This window comes from Massilia sp. 05N420 (assembly GCF_056397205.1).
Genome location: NZ_JBFTMX010000030.1, coordinates 1 through 18,035, shown reverse-complemented (window position 1 = coordinate 18,035; position 18,035 = coordinate 1). Strand labels below are relative to the sequence as shown.

Below are 18,035 nucleotides of genomic sequence, written 5' to 3'. Positions count from 1 at the left end.
ATTGAGCAGTTCTGCTTACATGGATTGGAAACCCTGGATGAATTTCAAAGATATCGTCGAAGGATTCGCCGGCTTATCCGAAGCGAATCGTCCCATCCGGGCGCGGCTGTCCAAAGGACCGCGCGTGCTCGAAGACGTCTTGTTGGTCAAGCGCGCCACCGGAAGCGAGACCTTATGCGGTGGGCTGGAATACCGCCTCCTGTGTGTATCGACGCGTGTCGATCTCCCCTTGAAGGAATTCATTGCGTCGCCGGTCGAGCTGCAGTTCGTGACGGATCGCGGCGATCTGCGCTCCGTGTGCGGCATTGTCGCGCAAGCGGCTGCGGGGCAGAGCGACGGCGGCCTGGCGACCTATGAACTGGTGCTGCGCGACGCACTGGCGCTGATGGAGTGCCGCAGCAATACACGCGTCTTCCGCAACCTGAACGAATTGGACATTACCGAAGTCATCCTCGACGAGTGGCGACGGAACAATCCCGTGCTGGCCAAGGCTTTCGACGTGGACTGGTCCTTTGTGACCGGCAGCTATCCCGCCCGCGAATTCACGATGCAGCATAACGAATCCGACGCGGACTTCCTGCGCCGGCTTTGGAAACGGCGCGGCATCGCATGGTTCATGCGGCCCGGACAAGCCAGCCAGGACATACCGGCTCATTCCCTGGTGCTGTTCGACGACGCGTTCACGCTCCCGCAGAATGCCGCCGGTACCGTCCGCTATCACCGGGACGACGGCACCGAGCAAAGCGACAGCATTTTCGCGTGGAGCCCGGTACGCGCGCTCAGACCCGGCAATGTCAGTCGCCTCAGCACGGATTACATGCAGGGCCGTCCGATGACAAGTCACACGCCGTCCCATATCGATCAGGGAGCGGCGGGCAACCGGTTCGCATTCAGTCTCGACGATTACCTGATCGACGTGCCGCACGCAGGCGGCGATGGAGAAGACTACCGGAACCTCGGTGAATTGCGCATGAAGCGCCATGAGTACGAATCGAAGTGCTTTCATGGCGAAAGCAGCGTGCGTGATTTGTGTATCGGACAGTGGATCGGCTTGACCGGCCATCCCGAGATCGATACCCACCCCGCAAAAGAACGGGAATTCATCGTCACGCGTCTGGAGGTCGAGGCGGAAAACAATCTTCCCAAGACCGTCGCGGACCGCGTACAGCGCTTATTCACCCACAACCGGTGGAACGAAGGGCCCGTCGATAGCGCGCTACGGCAAGCCAGCGACGAACGCGGCATGCGTTATACCAATCGCTTTTCTTGCGTGCGTCGCGGCATTCCCATCGTCCCCGCCTTCGACCCGCGTAGCGATTTGCCGCGCCCGCAACTGCAGAGCGCCATCGTGGTCGGCCCACCCGGCGAAGAGGTGCACTGCGACGAGAATGGCCGGGTCAAGGTGCGCTTTCCGGGCACCAGGGTGGAGGACCATAGCCACGCGCAAGGGGCGGGCGCCAGCGATACCGGCCGCGACTCCGCCTGGGTACGCGTAGCCAGTACCTGGGCCAGCAATCAATGGGGAACGATCACGCTGCCTCGGGTGGGAGATGAAGTCATCGTCGATTTCCTCGGCGGAGATCCGGACAAGCCGATCATCGTGGCGCAAGTCTATGGAGGAATGGCTCCGCCACCCACCTTCAGCCACACTGGTAGGCTGCCCGGCAACAAATACCTGGCTGGCATCAAGAGCAAGGAAGTACAAGGCCTTCGCTACAACCAGCTGCGTCTCGACGACACCCCGGGACAGATCAATGCGCAACTCTCTTCCCAGCACGGACATAGCGAACTGAATCTCGGCTGGCTCACCCATCCGCGCAACGACGGCAAGGGTGAGGCACGCGGCGAAGGTGCCGAGCTGCGCAGCGACCACGCGGTTGCGGTACGCGGAGCGCAAGGCGTGCTCATCAGCGCCGCGGCACGCCAGAAGGCCAGCGGCAAACAACTGGACCGCGCCGAACTGATCGGTCTGGTCGAGGCGCTACAGGGTGTACAGCAGCAGCTCTCCGAACTGTCGGTGACCCATCACGCGGACGCTACCTCCGACAAAGAGCTCAAACAGCTGATCGCTTACCTGAAGCAGTGGGAAGCCGGCAGCAACACCGACAGCAATGGCACGGGCGATGGCGGCCAGGCAGTGGTCGCGCTTTCCGCGCCCGCAGGCGTCGCGCTAAGCAGCCAGGACAACATCGCCATCGGCGCACAGACGCATGTCGATGTGCTCAGCATCGGGAACACCCAGCTGTCGGTCGGCAGAAAACTGCTGGCGCGAGTATCGGAAAGTATCAGCCTGTTCGCGCACCGGCTCGGTATCAAGCTGATCGCCGCGAGCGGCAAGCTCGAACTGCAGACACATGCCGACGATATTGAGCTCACCTCTTCCAAGCGCATCGTCTTGACTGCCACCGAGGAGATCGTGCTGCAGGCACCGAAGATCCGCATGGTGGCGCAGGGCGCGCAAGTGGATATCGGCGGTGGCTCCATCACGCAGCAGAGCAGCGGTGAGCACACCATCAAGTCGTCGAAATTCGCGCACGTCGGGCCCGGTGGCGGTAGCCCGGCCGCGGTGAAGCTCCCTGTCAGCGAATCGACGCACGACCAGCAGACCGTTCTGCGGTGGATAGGAACCGATGAGCCGATGAAGAACCAGCGGTATCGCATCACCACGGAGGACGGGCGCACGTTCGAAGGGCGTACCGATGCGACTGGACTGACCGAGCGTTTCACCAGTGCCATTCCTTTCGGACGCTACAGCATCGAGGCGCTGGACGACTGATCTCATGGGGAGAATGCGATGACCAAAGCCGAACATCCTCTACCAGCGCAACAGCACGCTGGTGCGGCTCGCAAGGCGGAAGGGTTTGCGACGCCGAAGCAGGATCAAAACCCGCAGTGCGCGCGGATGCTGCCCAAGCGGGTATTGCCGATCATTTTTTTGCCGGGGATTATGGGGTCGAATTTGCGGATGAGTGCCGAGCGGCAGAGGGAGCTGGGACAGAAGGACAATATCGCTTGGCGGCCGGATGGCCTTGGAGTATCGAACGTACATAAGAACTCAAAGAATGATGCTCGCGAGCGCCAATTGCGGCTGGATCCGTTGCAAACCACAGTGGACATTTATGACCCGTCCGGGCCATCCGACGTCAGCGGCGACGGGCGGCATGGTAATGTCAAATTGGAGACCAGCTTTCAATCGCCATTGCTGACAAACGATCCAACGGCTAAACCTGGCGGACGCACTGCCGTACAAAAGGCTCGAGCCCGAGGCTGGGGTGAAGTTTACTTCAAAAGCTATGGCACGCTGCTGCAGCATCTCGAAACACGCCTCAACAGTACCTTTTTCGAAGGCAAGATGCGTCCTGAGTGGCGCGACGTGGTTGGCGTCGATCCACGGGCTTGGAGCTTGGATCCCAGACTGCCGCAGAAGGCCTTGACCGAAGACGAGCTCAAAAAGGTCGCCACCGGCTGTTGGTTTGCAGTCTATGCTTTCGGCTACAACTGGCTGCAATCGAATGGAGACAGTGCGACGATCATCGCAGAGCGCATCAACAAAATCATGGATGAGTTGAACGCATCTGGTTATGAATGCAATCAAGTGATTGTTGTCACCCACTCGATGGGTGGCCTTGTAGGGCGCGCCCTGATCCATCCTGATTTCGGCAACCTGCAGGACAAGGTGCTGGGTATCGTGCATGGTGTGATGCCTGCGATAGGCGCCCCGGCAGCCTACAAGCGCATGCGGGCGGGATTCGAGGATCCCGGCATGATGAGCCCCAGCCTGGAAGCCATCGAAGCAAGCATTGCGGCCAAGGTGGCCGGCAACTATGGCGACGAAGTCACCGCAGTACTGGCGAACGCTCCGGGTGGATTGCAATTATTGCCTGGCGAGTCTTATGGCAATGGCTGGCTGCGGGTGCGCCACAATGGGCTGGACCTGGAAGCTTGGCCGAAGGAGGGAGATCCTTACCGTGAAATCTACAAAGTACGAGGCAAGTGGTATGCGCTTTTCCGCGAAAAGTGGATCAACCCTTCCGGATTGACTCAACGGCAAGGTGGCGGAACGTTTAAACGAACGTGCACCTATCTCGATATAGCGCAGAGTTTTCATCAAGCAATTGCAAATACATATCATCCCAACAGTTACGCACACTATGGCGCCGACCCGGAGCGGCGAAGCTTCGGTGAAGTCATATGGGAAATCGACAGGAACTGTGCCGACCCCGAAGGCTGGAGGAACTGGCCTATTCTCAGTGACACCAGGCAAGGCAAACTGGAACTCGTCCGCTGGGATCCCAACTACCATGGCAAGAACTTCGTAGAGCGTCCTGTTATCGCTAGTCCCAAATCCATCAACGCTGCTGCCACGCCGATTTCAAACATCGGCGGCAGTAAATCGATTCACGCGACGATTCTTCCGGCAAGCGCGCTCGGTGACCAAACTGTACCTGCCCTTTCTGCCGACCATCAGCTCAACAGCGGTAAGTTCAAGGCGATTTTCCGCCAGACCGGTTACGAACATCAATCCAGTTACAAAGATCCTCGGGCGATCGCCTCAACCTTGTACAGCATCGTGCGCATCGCTGAAAAGGCAACATGGAAATGCTGAAGGGACTCTCATGCAAATGACAACCATGAAACGCCTGTTGCTTGTTCCGCTCGCAGCCACGACCTTGCTGCTCGCTGCTTGCGACCACAACCCCAGAGAATGGAAGACGCCAAACATGACCTCACTCACGCCCCGTTTGCAATCCATGTTTGCAAAAACCAAGACTGTCTGCTTCGGTCGCTTCATGGCCGACGTGCCTGCATCGGCGACCGTGCTCTGGGCAGATCCAATTGTTCCGCTCACGGTCAGCATCTATCCAAACGGTGTGGATGAGGTGAAGGCATTGGAGCAAAAATTCATCAACGAACTAAAAAGCAAAAAGGCTATTTACCTCAATAAAATCCCTTTACTAATCTCGGTTGACGAAGTGCATCAGCCAGAAGGGAAAATCGTAACCGGTTACGCCGGATTTGAATCCGTTGCCGACCTTAAAATCAATGGCTATTTCAGGTGGAACGATGACGGCCTTGTCATAAATTCAATGCCATTGAAAGAAGAAAAAAACGAAACAATTGCAGACATAAATAGCATCGCTCAACGTTTGCGAAAACGTACAGAAAGCGAAATCCCCACTGAACCAGGCAACTGCATTGAATATGCTTTCTTGCCGGACAAGCCAAACCCAAGCAAGGAAGATCTTATGGAACACATCCGTGTCGGCTTCCGCTTGAAGGAATTTCCCGATGCTCACTTCTCGATCTATGTCGCACCCTCAAATCCTCACAACCCCGAGGGCGACTCGCTTAAAGCACAGTGGAAAAGAATCATGGAAGATCCAGCGACTCCAGAAGAGAAAAAATCGCTTGCCAGCATCAAATTCTTCCGCCAAAGCCCGCGTCAGATCCATGATTGGAAAACCGGCTACGAAGTCCTCGTCCGTAACCCCGATGAGGAGGGGGTACATTCTTATCACGACTTCCAAGTCAAATTCATTGGCCTCCCGCACGATCCTTACAGACCTTATGCAGACATTCAGTTCCAGACCGGCGTCGCCAACAACGCCGCCGGCGCCGCCAAAGCCAGCCTGACCGACGAAGAAGCCATCGCAGTATGGGACAAAATCACCAGTACCATCCGGGTACGCCCAACAAGCGCCACGCCGGCAAAGACTGCTGGCGCTGACCCGCATCCACAAATCCCGCTAGGTGAGCTTGCCGCAACCGGACGCGCCTGTCCTCAGACCGGCTGGTGGGAAGCCGATGAACCAGGAACTACCGAAGGGGAGCGACGCCGGCATTTCAACTCAGGCGAACGAATGCCGCACGTGGTATCGCTTGGCGAACCGTCCATCTGGCAAAAGCTCAAGGGCGAGCGCCCTTCTTACCGCACTGCGACCGTGTGGAAGCTGGTCGCTTACGGCGAGGCTCCTGCACAGGCTTCCTCCGCCAACCTTGCTGCAAACCACATCCCGGGCAGCGCGACCGAAAATGGCGGACACGACGAGCCTCCAACAAACGAAAAAGGTTAAGCCATGCGCAACGTGATCCGTCTAGGCGACCCCACTTCACACGGTGGCAAGGTCGAAAGCGTAAGCGCGACGCACTTCACGGTCGGCGGCATCCCGGTCGCCCGCGTCGGCGACAAATGCAGCTGCCCCATCAAGGGCCACGACAACTGCACGATCGCCGAGGGCGACCCGCATCACGTCATCGACGGGATCGCCGTTGCACACGAGGGTCATAAAGCGACGTGCGGCGCGACATTGATTGCGACGACAGGCAATTACGGCGGCGAATGATCAAGCGAGGTCGTCGCCATCCGCCGGCGCAGCCCCCAGCATCAACTGCGCCGCCTCGCTCGGCAGCGCCTCGACCGACTTCAGCTTGCGCGCCATCTGCCGGCTGCGCACCTCGGCATTCTCGATGTTCTTGGCCGCGCGTTCGAGCGTGGTCTTGGTGGCGGCCAGCACGTCGCCGAACTTGCCGAACTCGGTCTTCACCGCGCCCAGCACCTGCCAGACTTCGGATGAGCGCTTTTCCAGCGCCAGCGTGCGGAAGCCCATCTGCAGGCTGTTGAGCAGCGCGGTCAAGGTCGACGGTCCGGCGATCGTCACGCGCAGGGTGCGCTGCAGCTCGTCGGCCAGGCCCGGGCGGCGCATCACCTCGGCGTACAGGCCTTCGGTGGGCAGGAACAGGATCGCGAAGTCGGTGGTCTGCGGCGGCGAGACGTATTTTTCGCAGATCGTTTTCGCCTCGTTGCGCACCGCGCGTTCCAGCTCGGCGCCGGCGCGCACCACGCCGTCGGCATCGGCGGTATCGGCCGCTTCCACCAGGCGCTCGTACTGCTCTTTCGGGAACTTGGCGTCGATGGGCAGCCACAGCGGCGGGCCGCCCTCGACCGTGCCCGGCAGCTTGATCGCGAACTCGACGCGCGCGTTCGAGCCGCTGACCGTCTCGACGTTCTTGGCATACTGCTCGACCGTCAGCACCTGCTCGAGCAGCATCTCCAGTTGTACCTCGCCCCAGGTGCCGCGCGTCTTCACATTGGTCAGCACGCGTTTCAGGTCGCCCACGCCGATGGCCAGCTGCTGCATCTCGCCCAGGCCCTGGTGCACGCGCTCGAGGCGGTCGGATACCTGGCGGAAGGATTCGGTCAGCCTGGTCTCCAGCGTCGCGTGCAGCTTTTCGTCGACGGTCTGGCGCATCTCTTCCAGGCGGCGCGCATTGTCGGCCTGCAGGTCGCGGATCTTGGTCTCGAGCGTGCCGCGCACTTCCAGCATGCGCTGGGCGTTCGATTCGGTGAGCGTGGCGATGGCCGTGTTCATGCTGTCGGCGAAGCGCTTCAGCACGCGCGCCTGTTCTTCGCGTCCGCCGGCGGCGTGCAGCTGGATCTGCTGGCGCATCGCTTCCAGCTGCTGGGCGGTGGCGGCCTGGTTCTGGGCCAGGTGGGCGGCCAGTTCCTGGCGCGTGGCCTGGGCGCTGGTCTGCAGCTCGTGGCGCAGCTCGCGCTCCAGGCGTTCGAAGGCGTGGGCCTGGCCGTCCGCGTCTTTACCACTACCGCGGCTGCGCGCGAACAGGGCGAACTGCAGGGCGAGCACGGCCAGCAGGCCGATCGCGAGGACGATGAACTCGATGGTCGACATATCAGTGCTCAGTGCGGGCGCTCAGTGCGATCGATTTCGCATCCAGTCGGCGGTCTGGTAGAAGGCGCCCATCAGGCGCAGGCGCAGGTCGTAGTCGTAGCCGAGATCTTCCAGCGCCATCGCCATGCACCGCAGCCATTGGTCGCGTTCGGTGGTGCCGATCGCGAACGGCAGGTGGCGGGCGCGCAGCATCGGGTGGCCGTAGCGTTCGATGAAGAGGTTGGGGCCGCCCAGCCAGCCGGACAGGAACATGAACAGCTTCTCGCGCGAGCTGTCGTTGGGCACCGGGTGCATGGCGTGGATGCCGGCGAAGTCCGGCTCGAGCTGCATGATGTCGTAGAAACGGTCGACCAGTTCGCGCAGGCTGGACTCGCCGCCGATCAGTTCATAGGCGCTGCGTTCGTCCGCGGCTTCCTGGTCTTGGGGGGTGGTCTGAGATTCTTGCATCTGCCCATGATAGCGCAGCGGACAAGGCCCGTGGGAGGGCCTTTTGTCCCAGGTCGGCGATGCGCAACAGATGCGTGGGCACGATGTGCCCACGTTCTCCGCCTCGATTACGCCTCGCGCAAAGTCTGCAGCGGCGGCTGCCGCAACACATTGCGCAGTCCCAGCCAGCCGCCGATCAGCGCGCACGCCGCCCCCACCAGCAGCCCGGCCGCCCACACCTGGGGCTCGAAATGCCAGGGGAATTTGAACTGGTATTCGGCCAGCGCCCAACCCAGTCCCGCCGCGCCGGTCGCCGCCAGCAGGCCGGACAAGCCTCCCACCAGCGCGAACTCGATCCGCTGCGCGCTCGCCAGCTGGCCGCGGGTGGCTCCCAGCGCGCGCAGCAGGCCGGCTTCGCGGGTGCGCTCGGCCGTCGATCCCATCAGGGCCGCGTACAGCACCAGCACGCCGGAGGCCAGGGTGAACAGGAACAGGAACTCGACCGCGGTCACCACCTGGTCCAGCACGTCCTGCAGCTGGCGGATGATGCCGCTGACGTCGATCACGGTCAGGTTCGGATACTTTCGCGTAAGCGTGTTCGCCAGGCCAACGCCGCGCGCCGGCAGGTGGAAGGCGGTCATGTAGGTGGTCGGTGCGTCGCGCATCGCGGCCGGGTTGATGACGACGAAGAAGTTGGCGCGCATCGAGCCCCATTCCAGCTTGCGCAGGCTGGTGATCTTCGCATCGACCTGCAGGCCGCCCATGTCGAAGCGCATGGTGTCGCCGAGCTTCAGGCCCAGGGTCTGCGCGATGCCCTGCTCGACCGAGGCTTCGGCCACGCCGGGAGCGTCGCGATACCACTGGCCGGCCACGACGTCGTTCCCTTCCGGCAGATCGTTCACGCTGGAGAGGTTGAATTCGCGGTCCGACAGCGCCTTGGCGCGCTCGCTGGTGTAGGTGGCGGCGGTGATCTCCTTGCCGTTCACCGCCACCAGGCGGCCGCGGATCATCGGATAGAGCATCGGGTTGTCGACGCCGGCCGCGCTGATGGTCTTTTCCACGCCCTCCTTCTGGTCGGGCTGGATGTTGATGATGAAGCGGTTCGGCGCGTCGGCCGGGGTGGCCAGGCGCCAGGCGTCCATCAGGTCGCCGCGCACCACGGTCAGCACCAGCAGCGCCATCAGGCCCAGCGACAGCGAAACGATCTGCACCACCGTGGCGCCGGGCCGCCGCTGCAGCGAGGTGATGGCGAAGCGCCAGCCCTGGTTGCGGGAGACGCCGCGCAGGCTGCGCAAGCCCAGCAGCGCCAGCCAGCCGACCAGCGCGAACACGGCCAGGCCGCCGAGGAAGCCGCCGGCGGTCAGCAGCGCCAGTTTGAGGTCGCCTGCCTGCCACAGCAGCAGGCCGACGAAGACCGCGGTGCCGAGGCCATAGGTGGCAAGCGCCATCGGCCTCGGCGGCGCTTGCTCGCGGCGGATCACGCGGTTGTGCGGCACGTTGCGCAGCTGGAGCACGGGCGGCAGCGCGAAGCCGACCAGCAGCAGCAGGCCGGTGGCCACGCCCTGCAGCGCCGGCAGCAGCGATACCGGCGGCAGCTCGGTCGGGATCAGATTGCCGATCAGTTCCAGCAGCACGTAGTGGGCGGCGAAGCCGACCAGCACGCCGAGCAGGCTGCCCGCCAGGCCGACCAGTGCGAACTCGATCAGGAACAGCAGCCCGACCTGGTTCTGGGTTAGCCCCAAGCAGCGCAGCATGGCCACCGAATCCAGGTGGCGCTGCATGAAGCGGCGCGCCGCCATCGCCACGGCCACCGCCGCCAGCATCGCCGACAGCAGGCCGACCAGGGCCAGGAAGCGCTCGGCGCGGTCGAGGGTCGAGCGCATCTCGGGGCGGCCGTTTTCCAGGTTCTCGATGCGCACGCCCTTGACCTTATCGAGCGCGATGCGTTCGCGCACCCAGCGCTCGTAACCGGCCACCGCGGCCTGGTCGTTCGGCGAACGCGCGGCGACCTGCATGCGGTAGGTGATGCGCGCATAGTTGTCGGCCAGGCCGGTGGCTTTCAGGTCCGACAGCGCCAGCATCACGCGCGGCGCGAAGTTCGAGAACGAGGCGCCGCGATCGGGTTCGGTGGCGATCAGGCGGGCAATCGTGAAGCTCTTGTCGCCCAGCTGGATCACGCTGCCGATCTTGACTTTCAGCGGTGGCAGCAGGTTGACGTCGACCCAGACCGTGCCCGGGGCCGGGGTGTCGCGGGTGGCGTCGCCGAGGGCCTCGCTGGCGTCGACCGGGCTGGTGGTGATCTTCAGCTGGCCGCGCAGCGGATAGGTGGGCGAGACCGCCTTCACCGATGCCAGCACGGCCTGGGATGCATCGCCGGTTCCGGCCTGGGCCATGCTCGGGAAGGTGACGGTGTCGGCCAGCAGCAGGCCGCGCCGCCGGGCTTCATCGCGCCAGTCCTGGCGCAGCGGCTGGTCGGCGTTGATCAGGAGGTCGGCGCCGAGCAGCTGGTGGGCGTCGCGGTTCAGGCCGGCGCGCATTCGGTCCACGAAAAAGCCGACCGCGGTGAGGGCCGACACCGCGACCACCAGCGCCACCAGCAGGAAGCGCAGTTCGCCGGCGCGCCAGTCGCGCGCGGTCATGCGCAGGGATTGCATCAGCATTAATTGGCCTCACTGAAAAAACGGTCGACTTCGGCCAGCCAGGCGCGCTTCTGTTCCGGCTCGAGGAAGGCGGCGGCAAAGCTGTTGCGCGCGAGCTGGCGCGCATGCGAACGGTCCAGCGGCAGCGCCTCGAAGGCGGCGATGTAGTTCTCGTTGAGGTAGCCGCCGAAGTAGGCCGGATCGTCGGAGTTGACGGTGGCGACCAGGCCGGCGTCGAGCAGGCGGCGCAGGTTGTGCTCGCCCATCACGTCGAATACGCGCAGCTTGATGTTCGACAGCGGGCACACCGTCAGCGCCATCTGCTCGCGCACCAGGCGCTGCACCAGGGCGGGATCGTCGAGGCAGCGCACGCCGTGGTCGATGCGCTCCACGTTCAGCACGTCCAGCGCGCTCTCGATATAGGCGGGCGGCCCCTCCTCGCCCGCGTGCGCGACCAGGTGCAGGCCGAGATTGCGGGCGCGTTCGAACACGCGCGCGAATTTTTCGGGCGGGTTGCCGACTTCGGAGGAATCGAGGCCGACGCCGATGAGCTTGTCGCGGTAGGGAATCGCCTCCTCCAGCGTGGCGATCGCCTCTTCCTCCGACAGGTGGCGCAGGAAGCACAGGATCAGGCTCGCGCTGACCGGGCTGTCCTGGCAGGCGCGCCAGATGCCGTTGATGACGGTCTCGAAGGCGACGCCGCGCGCGGTATGGGTTTGCGGGTCGAAGAAGATCTCGGTGTGGCGCACATTGTCGGCCTGCGCGCGCCGGAGATAGGCGGCGGTCATGTCGTAGAAATCCTGCTCGGTCAGCAGCACACTGGCGCCCGCGTAATAGATATCGAGGAAGGATTGCAGATCGCTGAAGGCGTAGGCCTGCCGCAACGCTTCGACGGTGGGGTAAGCGAGGGATACGCCGTTTCTTTGCGCTAGCTCAAAAATCAGCTCGGGTTCCAAAGAGCCTTCGATATGGATGTGCAATTCTGCCTTCGGCATTGCCTGCAGGGTGAGGCGCAGCTCTTCGTTCAGCATGAGGGATCTCCACGGTGGACCGGCGTTTGTCGCCATTTGGAGAAGTGTAGCGCATGCGCTCTCCAGGCTCATTTCGCCCTGGAATTTTATAGATGGCCGACGGCATACGCGCGTGCGCCACTGCTTAGCAAGTTGGTGCACTATTGACTTACCTTTTGACAAACACGACGCTGTCCAACGGGGCCAAAAACCCTGTCAAACATGACCTCGCCAGGACCCTGCAAAACGGCGTCAAGACTGGATCCGCAGGCTCGTCAAAATGGTTTTTTTCGACGCACGACACTGTTTTGACTTCGAGAACTAATAGGCACATAATAAATTTCATAAGCGTAAGAAGACGCTCTCTGCGGGCGCTAACCAACCGGTTTTCATAACCGGATGAGAACAAGAAAATCGCCCTCCGTTTCATGTCAGGTCACATGCCTGACCTCTCGAACGTAGACGGCGACCCCACAACAGCTTGATGCCAGAACCGGGGCCTGGGCAGTCGTCTTTCATCGGCTGCCGCGACAGTGATCAGTGTTAGCACATTAGAGGACATTCACATGACCATTTTTGATAACTACGCAGCCCGCTATGAGCGTACCCGGGAAGAGGAATACTCCCTGTCGGAGTATCTTCAACTGTGCAAGAAAGACCCCCTGACTTACGCCAGCGCTCCCGAGCGCATGCTGGCCGCCATCGGCGACCCCACCCTGGTCGACACCCGCCTCGACCCGCGCCTGTCGCGCATCTTCGCCAACAAGGTCATCAAGATTTATCCCGCCTTCCGCGAGTTCTACGGCATGGAGGAAGTGATCGAGCAGGTCGTCTCCTACTTCCGTCACGCAGCCCAGGGCCTGGAAGAACGCAAGCAGATCCTTTACCTGCTGGGCCCGGTTGGCGGCGGCAAATCGTCGATTGCCGAAAAGCTCAAGCACCTGATGGAACAGATTCCGTTCTTCGCGATCAAGGGCTCGCCGGTGAACGAATCGCCGCTGGGCCTGTTCAACGAAGAGGAAGACGGCGCCATCCTGGAAGAGGACTACGGCGTCCCGCGCCGCTACCTGCGTGGCGTCCCCAGCCCGTGGGCAGTCAAGCGCCTGCACGAGTTCGGCGGCGACATCAACAAGTTCCGCGTCGTCAAGCGCTACCCCAGCATCCTCAAGCAGATCGCGATCGCCAAGACSGAGCCGGGCGACGAGAACAACCAGGACATCTCCTCGCTGGTSGGCAAGGTCGACATCCGCAAGCTCGAAGACTATTCCCAGGACGATCCGGACGCCTACAGCTACTCCGGCGGCCTGTGCCTGGCCAACCAGGGCCTGATGGAATTCGTCGAGATGTTCAAGGCSCCGATCAAGGTCCTGCACCCGCTGCTGACCGCGACCCAGGAAGGCAACTACAAGGGCACCGAGGGCTTCGGCGCGATCCCCTTCGAGGGCATCATCCTGGCGCACTCGAACGAGTCCGAGTGGAAGACCTTCCGCAACAACCGCAACAACGAGGCTTTCCTCGACCGTATCTACATCGTGAAGGTGCCCTACTGCCTGCGCGTGTCCGACGAGATCAAGATCTACGACAAGCTGCTGCGCAACTCCTCGCTCGACAAGGCGCCCTGCGCACCGGGCACGCTGCGCATGATGGCCCAGTTCGCGATCCTGTCGCGCCTGAAGGATCCGGAAAACTCCAGCATCTATTCGAAGATGCTGGTGTACGACGGCGAGAACCTGAAGGACACCGATCCGAAGGCCAAGTCGATGCACGAATACGTCGACTACGCCGGCGTGGACGAAGGCATGAACGGGCTGTCGACGCGCTTCGCCTTCAAGATCCTGTCGAAGGTCTTCAACTTCGATAACACCGAGGTCGCGGCGAATCCGGTCCACCTGCTCTACGTTCTCGAGCAGCAGATCGAACGCGAGCAGTTCGCCGGCGAGACCGAGCAGCGCTACATGTCCTATATCAAGGAACACCTGGCGCAGCGCTACGTCGACTTCATCGGCAAGGAGATCCAGACCGCCTACCTGGAAAGCTATTCCGAGTACGGCCAGAACATCTTCGACCGCTACGTGACCTTTGCCGACTTCTGGATCCAGGACCAGGAATTCCGCGATCCGGACACCGGCGAGAGCTTCGACCGCGAATCGCTGAACGCCGAGCTGGAGAAGATCGAGAAGCCGGCCGGCATCTCGAATCCGAAGGATTTCCGAAACGAAATCGTCAACTTCGCCCTGCGTGCGCGTGCGACGAACGGCGGCAAGAATCCGGCCTGGACGAGCTACGAGAAATTCCGCACCGTGATCGAGAAGAAGATGTTCTCGAACACCGAGGAACTCTTGCCCGTCATCTCCTTCAATGCGAAGGCGAGCACGGAGGATGCAACCAAGCACGCCGACTTCGTGGCCCGTATGGTCGAGAAGGGTTATACGCCGAAGCAGGTTCGGCTGCTGTGCGAGTGGTACCTGAGGGTTCGCAAATCCTCGTAACCAGGCCATTGCCACACCAGGTGCGTGGTTGGGCGGACCAGATTTCTGGTCCGCCCGTAGGCTTTGTCCCACCAAAATCCGGGACGCCAACCACGTTGATGCGCGGCGCGTTAATATAGGGGTACCGGTGGTGACCCGGCCCGCCGCGAATTTGAGCAGGAGGCCTGTTTTGACTTACCTCATCGACCGACGCTTGCAGGGCAAGAACAAGTCTGCGGTCAACCGCGAACGCTTCTTGCGCCGCTACAAGGCGCAAATCAAGGATGCGGTCGGCCGGGCGATCAAGGGTCGCTCGATCACCGACATCGAAAATGGCGAGAAGGTCTCGATTCCCGTCAAGGACGTGAACGAGCCCAAGTTCGGGCACGCCCATGGGGGTGTCTGGGAAGTCGTCAACCCCGGCAATACCGAATATCAGAAAGGCGACCAGATCAACCGTCCGCGCAGCGGCGGCGGCGGCAGTGGACGCGGCCGTGCCGGCAACAGCGAGCAGACCACCGAAGACGATTTCATCTTCGAACTGAGCCGCGAAGAATTCATGAATTACTTCTTCGAGGACCTCGAGCTGCCGAACATGATCAAGACGCAGCTGACCCAGGTCGTCGAATTCAAGAACCAGCGCGCCGGCTACAACATCTCCGGCACGCCGTCCAATATCCACGTGCTGCGCTCCCTGCGCGGCGCGCTCGGCCGCCGCATCGCCGTGGGCGGACCGAGCCGCAAGAAGCTCGCCAGCCTGGAACAGGAGCTCGAAGAGATCCAGGCGCTGGGCGCCGAGGACGACGACCCGCGCGTACTCGAACTGAAGCACAAGATCCACGCGCTGCACACGCGGCTGCTGGCGATCCCCTTCATCGACCCGATCGACCTGCGCTACAGCAACCGGATCAAGGTGCCGAAGCCGTCGACCTCGGCCGTGATGTTCTGCATCATGGACGTCTCCGGCTCGATGGACGAAAGCCGCAAGGACACCGCCAAGCGCTTCTTCATCCTGCTCTACCTGTTCCTGAAGCGCGCGTACGAGAAGATCGACGTGGTCTTCATCCGCCACCACACGGCCGCCGCCGAGGTCGACGAGAACGACTTCTTCCACTCGCGCGAATCGGGCGGCACCRTCGTGTCCTCGGCGCTGCACCTGCTGAACAAGGTCATCAGCGAGCGCTACAGCAGCGGCGACTGGAATACCTATGTGGCCCAGGCTTCCGACGGCGACAACTGGGACAACGACTCGGTCCTGTGCAGGCAGATCCTGACCAATGCGATCATGCCGCGGGTCCAGTACTACACCTACGTCGAGATCACGGACGGCCCGCCGCAGAACCTGTGGGAGCAGTATTGCGAGGTGGCGGCCACGCATGCGAACTTCGCGATGCAGAAGATCGTGACCCCGGCCGACATCTACCCGGTGTTCCGCGAATTGTTCAAGAAGCAGCCCAAGTAGACGAGGCCCGCTCATGCCAAGAGATCCCAAAAATCCGCGTGCCCTGCCCGACCAGTCGGAGTGGACCTTCGACCTGATCGAGCAAGCCCACGAGGAAATCCGCCGGGTGGCCAGGAAGTTTGGCCTGGACACCTACCCCAACCAGCTCGAGATCATCACCGCCGAGCAGATGATGGATGCCTACACCTCGGTAGGCATGCCGGTGTCGTACAACCACTGGTCTTTCGGCAAGCATTTCCTGACCACGGAAAAAAGCTACCGCCGCGGCCAGATGGGCCTGGCCTACGAGATCGTGATCAATTCCAACCCCTGCATCGCCTACCTGATGGAGGAAAACAGCCTGACGATGCAGGCGCTGGTGATCGCCCACGCGGCCTATGGCCACAATTCCTTCTTCAAGGGGAATTACCTGTTCCGCACCTGGACCGACGCCGACGCCATCGTCGACTACATGGTCTTCGCCAAGAACTACATCGCCGAGTGCGAACAGCGCCACGGCATCGACGCCGTCGAGGAACTGCTCGATTCCTGCCACGCGCTCCAGAACTATGGCGTGGACCGCTACAAGCGTCCGGCCAAGCTGTCCGTGGCCCAGGAACAGAACCGGCAGAAGGAGCGCGAGGAATACGCCCAGTCCCAGATCAACGAGATCTGGCGTACCCTGCCGCGGCGCGAGGAATCCCACCGGGATGCGCCGCCGCCGCGCTTCCCGGTCGAGCCCGAGGAAAACCTGCTCTACTTCATCGAGAAGTACGCGCCGCTGCTGGAACCCTGGCAGCGCGAGCTGGTGCGCATCACGCGCAAGATCTCGCAGTATTTCTATCCGCAGCGTCAGACCCAGGTGATGAACGAGGGCTGGGCCACCTTCTGGCACTACACGATCCTGCAGGAACTATATAAAGAGGGCATCGTCGGCGACGGCTTCATGCTCGAGTTCCTGCAGAGCCATACCAACGTGGTCTACCAGCCGCCGGCGACCAGCCCCTATTACAATGGCATCAATCCTTACGCGCTCGGCTTTGCGATGATGACCGACATCAAGCGCATCTGCGAAGACCCGACCGACGAGGACCGCGCCTGGTTCCCGGACATCGCCGGCAGCGACTGGATCAAGACGCTCGATTTCGCGATGCGGAACTTCAAGGACGAAAGTTTCATCGCCCAGTACCTGTCGCCCAAGCTGATCCGCGACTTCCACTTCTTTGCCGTGCTCGACGACGACCGCAGCGACAAGCTGACGATTTCGGCGATCCACGACGAAGCCGGCTACCGCTACGTGCGCCAGCAGCTGGCCGAGCAGTACAACCTGGGCAACCGCGAGCCGAACATCCAGGTCTGGCAGGTCAATACCCGCGACGACCGCGCGCTGACCCTGCGCCATACGCAGTTCCAGCGCCGTCCGCTGAACCAGCAGGCCCATGAAGTGCTCAAGCATGTAGCCCGGCTCTGGGGTTTCGATGTCAGATTGGAAACGGTAGACCCATCGGGGCGCGTGGTCAGCAGCCTCGAGTGCCGCCGCGAGAAGCGCGCGCGCTACTAATATATATATGCTGGTGCCAACGGTGCCGCCAGGCCTGTCTGCTTAGGACAGGCCTTTTTTCTGTGTCAACGCAAAATTCTACATGCGTGGCAAGTGAGCCATATCAAACAGGGGTCCGTACATAAGTGCCTCTTATGGCCTTCACTCCTACCACAAGGGCGAGGCCGTTTCAACAGTACGCCCCCCATGAATGAATATGGCTATAGTTTGCAGAAACGCCATTATTGAATCATATCTTATTTGCCAACTGGCAAAATCGGCATGGAAAATTTGGCGGAAGGGGCTATTTGACCTGATCTTCTACACATCGGCAAGGGGATAACGCTAACATTGCCATAAAGATAACTGCATTCTCGATTATGCACCCCATCCTTCCTCATTACGGATGAGCTTGTTTGCTTGTTTTTACAGGCAGTTAGCCCCTCTTTGGAGGTATAAAAATGTATGTGCAAAAAAGAATTCGTAGGTATAATTCCTCGATGTCCCGGATGCGGCCCTGAGTTTTTGTCGTGTTTAGTGGGTTTAGTAGCAACAAAAAAGAGATGGTATTGGAGAAATATGGCATGAATTTTTCGCATGAGAAAAACCCCGGGAAGAATTTCACAGGAATAGCCATCGTCGTTCTGTTGCACGTTCTGGTCGCTTGGGCAATCGTTAATGGCCTGGGCACCAAGATCGTCAGCAAGGTGACGGAAGCTGTGGAAACGAAACTGATCGAAGACGTGAAACCGCCGCCACCGCCGGAAACTCCGCCGCCGCCGCCGCCGCCAGAAATGAAGGCGCCGCCGCCGCCGTTCATCCC

At 61.4% G+C, this 18,035-nt stretch carries 11 protein-coding genes and 1 pseudogene; 8 read left to right on the top strand and 4 right to left on the bottom strand.

Annotation, left to right across the window (positions count from 1 at the left end):
• The first annotated feature begins 37 nt into the window (after positions 1 to 37).
• From AC1DIX_RS18705 to AC1DIX_RS18690, 4 genes are read left to right on the top strand one after another with little or no spacing between them, the layout of a single operon-like run.
• Positions 38 to 2,776, top strand: coding sequence for a type VI secretion system Vgr family protein (locus AC1DIX_RS18705; protein ID WP_477326395.1), 2,739 nt, complete (start codon positions 38 to 40; stop codon positions 2,774 to 2,776).
• 18 nt (positions 2,777 to 2,794) lie between these two features.
• Positions 2,795 to 4,606 carry an esterase/lipase family protein gene (locus AC1DIX_RS18700; protein ID WP_477326393.1) on the top strand — a complete coding sequence of 604 codons (1,812 nt, stop codon included), beginning with the start codon at positions 2,795 to 2,797 and terminating at the stop codon, positions 4,604 to 4,606.
• Between the two features lie 25 nt (positions 4,607 to 4,631).
• A complete protein-coding gene (locus tag AC1DIX_RS18695; RefSeq protein ID WP_477326391.1) occupies positions 4,632 to 6,074 on the top strand; it encodes a T6SS immunity protein Tli4 family protein in 1,443 nt (480 codons plus the stop codon).
• A 3-nt stretch (positions 6,075 to 6,077) separates the two neighbouring features.
• Positions 6,078 to 6,344 (top strand): PAAR domain-containing protein, encoded by a 267-nt coding sequence (locus tag AC1DIX_RS18690; protein ID WP_477326389.1) that lies wholly within the window; start codon positions 6,078 to 6,080, stop codon positions 6,342 to 6,344.
• Here the strand turns inward: AC1DIX_RS18690 and AC1DIX_RS18685 are convergent, their stop codons facing one another.
• The 4 genes from AC1DIX_RS18685 to AC1DIX_RS18670 form a co-directional block, all read right to left on the bottom strand.
• The gene (locus AC1DIX_RS18685; RefSeq protein WP_477252917.1) at positions 6,345 to 7,688 is read right to left on the bottom strand and encodes a DNA recombination protein RmuC; all 1,344 of its coding nucleotides are present in this window, start codon (positions 7,686 to 7,688) and stop codon (positions 6,345 to 6,347) included.
• Between the two features lie 21 nt (positions 7,689 to 7,709).
• Entirely contained in the window at positions 7,710 to 8,135 is a 426-nt protein-coding gene (locus tag AC1DIX_RS18680) for a group II truncated hemoglobin (protein ID WP_477326387.1), read from the bottom strand.
• Between the two features lie 107 nt (positions 8,136 to 8,242).
• Entirely contained in the window at positions 8,243 to 10,774 is a 2,532-nt protein-coding gene (locus tag AC1DIX_RS18675) for an ABC transporter permease (RefSeq protein WP_477326385.1), read from the bottom strand.
• Positions 10,774 to 11,784: an adenosine deaminase gene (locus AC1DIX_RS18670; RefSeq protein ID WP_477326383.1), complete on the bottom strand. Its 1,011-nt coding sequence runs from the start codon at positions 11,782 to 11,784 to the stop codon at positions 10,774 to 10,776. The genes AC1DIX_RS18675 and AC1DIX_RS18670 overlap by 1 nt, the downstream gene beginning before the upstream one ends.
• 545 nt (positions 11,785 to 12,329) lie before the next feature.
• Between AC1DIX_RS18670 and AC1DIX_RS18665 the strand changes: the two genes are divergently transcribed.
• The 4 genes and pseudogenes from AC1DIX_RS18665 to AC1DIX_RS18650 all read left to right on the top strand — a co-directional run.
• Positions 12,330 to 14,252: a PrkA family serine protein kinase gene (locus AC1DIX_RS18665; protein ID WP_442123391.1), complete on the top strand. Its 1,923-nt coding sequence runs from the start codon at positions 12,330 to 12,332 to the stop codon at positions 14,250 to 14,252.
• A gap of 169 nt (positions 14,253 to 14,421) precedes the next feature.
• Entirely contained in the window at positions 14,422 to 15,693 is a 1,272-nt protein-coding gene (locus AC1DIX_RS18660) for a YeaH/YhbH family protein (protein WP_477326381.1), read from the top strand.
• 13 nt (positions 15,694 to 15,706) lie between these two features.
• Complete coding sequence (locus tag AC1DIX_RS18655; protein WP_442123389.1) at positions 15,707 to 17,233, top strand: SpoVR family protein; 1,527 nt, start codon at positions 15,707 to 15,709, stop codon at positions 17,231 to 17,233.
• Positions 17,234 to 17,796: 563 nt separating this feature from the next.
• Positions 17,797 to 18,035 (top strand): annotated as a pseudogene (locus AC1DIX_RS18650) (ABC transporter substrate-binding protein); the annotation flags it as partial.

Bases quoted from the DNA above. Each gene is read 5' to 3' on its own strand.
- AC1DIX_RS18700 (WP_477326393.1), top strand. From the start codon at position 2,795: ATGACCAAAGCCGAACATCCTCTACCAGCGCAACAGCACGCTGGTGCG.
- AC1DIX_RS18675 (WP_477326385.1), bottom strand. From the start codon at position 10,774: ATGCTGATGCAATCCCTGCGCATGACCGCGCGCGACTGGCGCGCCGGC.
- AC1DIX_RS18695 (WP_477326391.1), top strand. From the start codon at position 4,632: ATGAAACGCCTGTTGCTTGTTCCGCTCGCAGCCACGACCTTGCTGCTC.
- AC1DIX_RS18670 (WP_477326383.1), bottom strand. From the start codon at position 11,784: ATGCTGAACGAAGAGCTGCGCCTCACCCTGCAGGCAATGCCGAAGGCA.
- AC1DIX_RS18685 (WP_477252917.1), bottom strand. From the start codon at position 7,688: ATGTCGACCATCGAGTTCATCGTCCTCGCGATCGGCCTGCTGGCCGTG.
- AC1DIX_RS18690 (WP_477326389.1), top strand. From the start codon at position 6,078: ATGCGCAACGTGATCCGTCTAGGCGACCCCACTTCACACGGTGGCAAG.
- AC1DIX_RS18655 (WP_442123389.1), top strand. From the start codon at position 15,707: ATGCCAAGAGATCCCAAAAATCCGCGTGCCCTGCCCGACCAGTCGGAG.
- AC1DIX_RS18705 (WP_477326395.1), top strand. From the start codon at position 38: ATGAATTTCAAAGATATCGTCGAAGGATTCGCCGGCTTATCCGAAGCG.
- AC1DIX_RS18680 (WP_477326387.1), bottom strand. From the start codon at position 8,135: ATGCAAGAATCTCAGACCACCCCCCAAGACCAGGAAGCCGCGGACGAA.